At 63.7% G+C, this 3099-nt stretch carries 4 protein-coding genes; all 4 read left to right on the top strand.

All coding sequences use genetic code 11. The features are described 5' to 3' along the window. On the top strand, positions 1-1262 hold a 1262-nt coding region (locus AC1D1W_RS20340), incomplete at its 5' end, for an MFS transporter (RefSeq protein ID WP_476944659.1). 123 nt (positions 1263-1385) lie between these two features. Beyond that, complete coding sequence (locus AC1D1W_RS20335; RefSeq protein WP_476944658.1) at positions 1386-1946, top strand: Chromate resistance protein ChrB; 561 nt, start codon at positions 1386-1388, stop codon at positions 1944-1946. A gap of 5 nt (positions 1947-1951) precedes the next feature. Further along, complete coding sequence (locus tag AC1D1W_RS20330; protein ID WP_243177468.1) at positions 1952-2416, top strand: DUF1232 domain-containing protein; 465 nt, start codon at positions 1952-1954, stop codon at positions 2414-2416. A 1-nt stretch (position 2417) separates the two neighbouring features. Beyond that, positions 2418-3011 carry a cation efflux transmembrane domain-containing protein gene (locus tag AC1D1W_RS20325; protein ID WP_243177469.1) on the top strand — a complete coding sequence of 198 codons (594 nt, stop codon included), beginning with the start codon at positions 2418-2420 and terminating at the stop codon, positions 3009-3011. The last annotated feature ends 88 nt before the right edge of the window (positions 3012-3099 follow it).

The following is a 3099-nucleotide window of genomic DNA, read 5'->3' as shown; positions in this document are numbered from 1 at the left end:
CCCTGGGGTCACTGATCCTGGTCGCCGGTTCGCTCTCTGATTTGTTGGGCCGGGTTGTCGTTCTCCGGGCAGGCCTGGTCGGGTTTGGCGCGACATCAGTGATGTGTGCGCTGGCACCCACAGCGGACTGGCTGGTCCTGGCCAGGGCGCTTCAAGGCGTCGCCGGCGCCTTGCTGGTGCCCAGTTCCCTGGCTCTGATCACATCAAACTTCGACGAAGCGCCCCGGGCGAAGGCAATCGGCCAGTGGACTGCTGGTACGACCGTGGCTTTCATCGCGGGACCCCTGCTCGGCGGAGTGCTCGTTGATTCGGTGGGCTGGCGCTGGATCTTTGGAATCAATGTCCTGCCCATTGCCGTGACCTTGTACTTGCTAGCCGTGCTGCGGGCCAAGGATGTTCGCGAGGAGGGTGTGCGCATCGACTACCCGGGCGCCGTGCTCTGTGTGCTCGGGTTGGCGGGGCCGGTCTACGCGCTGATCGAACAAGGCAACTACGGCTGGGGGAGCCCACTCATTCTGATGCCCCTCGTCCTCGGCATCCTGTGCTTCGCCGGGTTCATTTGGCGGGAAAAGACCGCGAAGCACCCGCTCCTGCCGCTCAGCCTCTTCGCCGTCCGAAACTTTGCCGTCGGCAACGTGGCTACGGCCTTCGTCTACGCCGCGCTTTCGATCGGCGGGTTCATCATCGTGCTTTTCCTGCAGCAGGTTGCCGGTTTTCCGGCGACGTCGGCCGCTCTGGCCTTGCTTCCCGTCAGCCTCGTCAACATTCTCCTGGCGTCATGGTTTGGCTCACTGGCCGGGCGGTTCGGCCCGCGGTGGTTCATGGCATTCGGACCTGTTCTCGCCGGAGTTGGCTACCTCCTGATGCTCGCGTCGGAAATCCCGGTCAACTACTGGACCCAGCTGATGCCCGGGATCCTCCTGTTCGCGGTCGGGCTATCGGCGACAGTCGCACCGCTCACCGCCGCCATTCTCGGTTCGATCTCGGAACAGCAGGCCGGCATCGGCTCGGCAGCGAATAACGCCGTCAGCAGGGTTGCCGGTCTGATCGGCATCTCGCTGGTCGGCCTCGTCATGGGCGGCAAACTTGATCTCGACGGATTTCACCGGGTGGTGACCGTGACGGCGGTGCTGCTCATCCTCGGGGGCATTGTTTCCGCCGTCGGTATCCAGAACCCACGCGAGCGGCCTGCAGTCCGGGCAAGACAGAAAGTCCCATCCCAAATCACCCGGAACTACCGTATTTTCAGACCGGGCAGATAGGGCTAAGGGATTCCATCGGACCGACCGAACCTACCGGCCGAGGTCCTCGGGTTCTGTGCCCTCCCGAGCAGGGAATATGTAACAGCTGTTACTTACCTTGTTGTAGCAGTATATGATTGATGCATGGATTGGTTGGTTCTTGTTGTCCGGTTGACTGGTGAGACCTCACGGACGAGGGTCGGTGTGTGGCGGGAGCTCCGGAGGATCGGTGCTGCGCCAGTGGCCTCGGGGGTGTGGACCGTTCCAGACACGCCGTTCTTCTCGGAGGCCGTGCCTAGGGTCGTGGAGCTGGCCGGCCGCGGAATCGGCAGCGTCCTCGTCCTGGCAACGCCGGGTAGCGGCGATGCGGGAGTGGAAGGCCTGCGCTCGGCATTCAAGGAGCTCAGGTTGGATGAGTGGAAGGAATTCACCGGCGATTGCGGGGCGTTCGAGGACGAAATCGCCAAGGAAACCCGAAACGCCAAGTTCACTCTGGCGGAGCTGGAAGAGGAAGAGCAGAGCCTGGACCGCTTGCGGCGCTGGTACCGTGATCTGAAAAGCCGTGACGTTCTGGAACTGCCGGAAGCGCAGGCCGCCGACGAGCGACTGCGCGAGTGTTCCGCTGTATTCGACGAGTACGCCGAGAAGGTCTACGCGACTCTGCATGCCCCGTCAGGCCATGGCCTGCCTGAGGCCGGGGAGTAGGGGCCGTGCAGTGGTGGCACGCGGCGCTGGGGATCTTGGCCGGGCTGGTAGCTGTCTACGCGGTTCTTCTGCTGGGGTTGTGGGTCTATGCGAGGTCCCATCCGGAGACGGTGGGTATGCGGGAAGCGTTGCGGCTGCTGCCGGATGTGTTGCGCGTGCTGAGGCGTTTGGCGGCCGACCCGGCGGTATCCCGCGGCGCCCGGATCAAGCTGTTCCTTTTGTTGGGATATCTGCTCTTGCCGCTGGATCTTGTCCCGGACTTCCTCCCGCTGATTGGCTATGCCGATGACGTGATCGTCATGGCCTTGGTTCTTCGTTCCGTGATCCGCTCCGCAGGCCCGGAGTCTTTGCGGCGGCATTGGCCGGGCACCCCGGCCGGGCTTGCCGTCATCGAACGGCTGGCCGGCCTGCCGGCACCCATCGCCGGAAACGCCGGGGGCGCCGGGAAAGAGGGCACGGATGCTGCCTGAAATGTTGACGCGCCCTGAGATCGCGCGCCTGAGACGTCGCGGGTTCATCCTTGAGGGCATCACGCTGGGCTGGAACGTCGTCGGAGTGGCAGTTCTTGCCGTCGCTTCCATCACGGCCGGATCGGTGGCGCTGGCCGGCTTCGGCCTGGACAGCCTGATCGAGATCGGTGCCAGCACCGTGGTGATCTGGGAACTCTCGGGGGCCGGGGAACGGCGTCAACGGTTCGCGTTGAGGCTGATCGCCGGGGCGTTCGTTGCCCTGGCTCTCTATCTGCTCGTCCAGTCCGGACTTGCCTTGGCAGCCGGGCACCACGCACGGCCGAGCCCCACCGGAATTATCTGGACGGCTGTCACGGCAGTGGTCATGTTCGCCCTCTCAGCCGGAAAGGCCCGCACGGGCAAGGCGCTGGGCAATCCCGTTCTCACAGCAGAGGGCAAGGTGACGTTTATCGACGGTCTTCTGGCAGCCGCCGTGCTGGCCGGCATCTTGCTGGACACCTTTGCCGGTTGGTGGTGGGCCGACCCCGTGGCCGGTATGGTCATCGTCTACTACGCGGTCCGCGAAGCCGTGGCCATCTTCCGCCACGATCACTGATCGTTCGGAAACAGCCACCTGGGTGGCTTAGGCTTTCCGTATGGGACTAATAATCACACTACTTATTATTTGGCTTATTCTTTCGATC

The sequence above is a fragment of the Arthrobacter sp. P1_B4 genome, assembly GCF_056406555.1.
Note: the sequence above shows the minus strand (reverse complement) of the source record. Positions and strands in the feature narration are given on the sequence as shown.

Bases quoted from the DNA above. Each gene is read 5' to 3' on its own strand.
- AC1D1W_RS20325 (WP_243177469.1), top strand. From the start codon at position 2,418: ATGTTGACGCGCCCTGAGATCGCGCGCCTGAGACGTCGCGGGTTCATC.
- AC1D1W_RS20335 (WP_476944658.1), top strand. From the start codon at position 1,386: ATGGATTGGTTGGTTCTTGTTGTCCGGTTGACTGGTGAGACCTCACGG.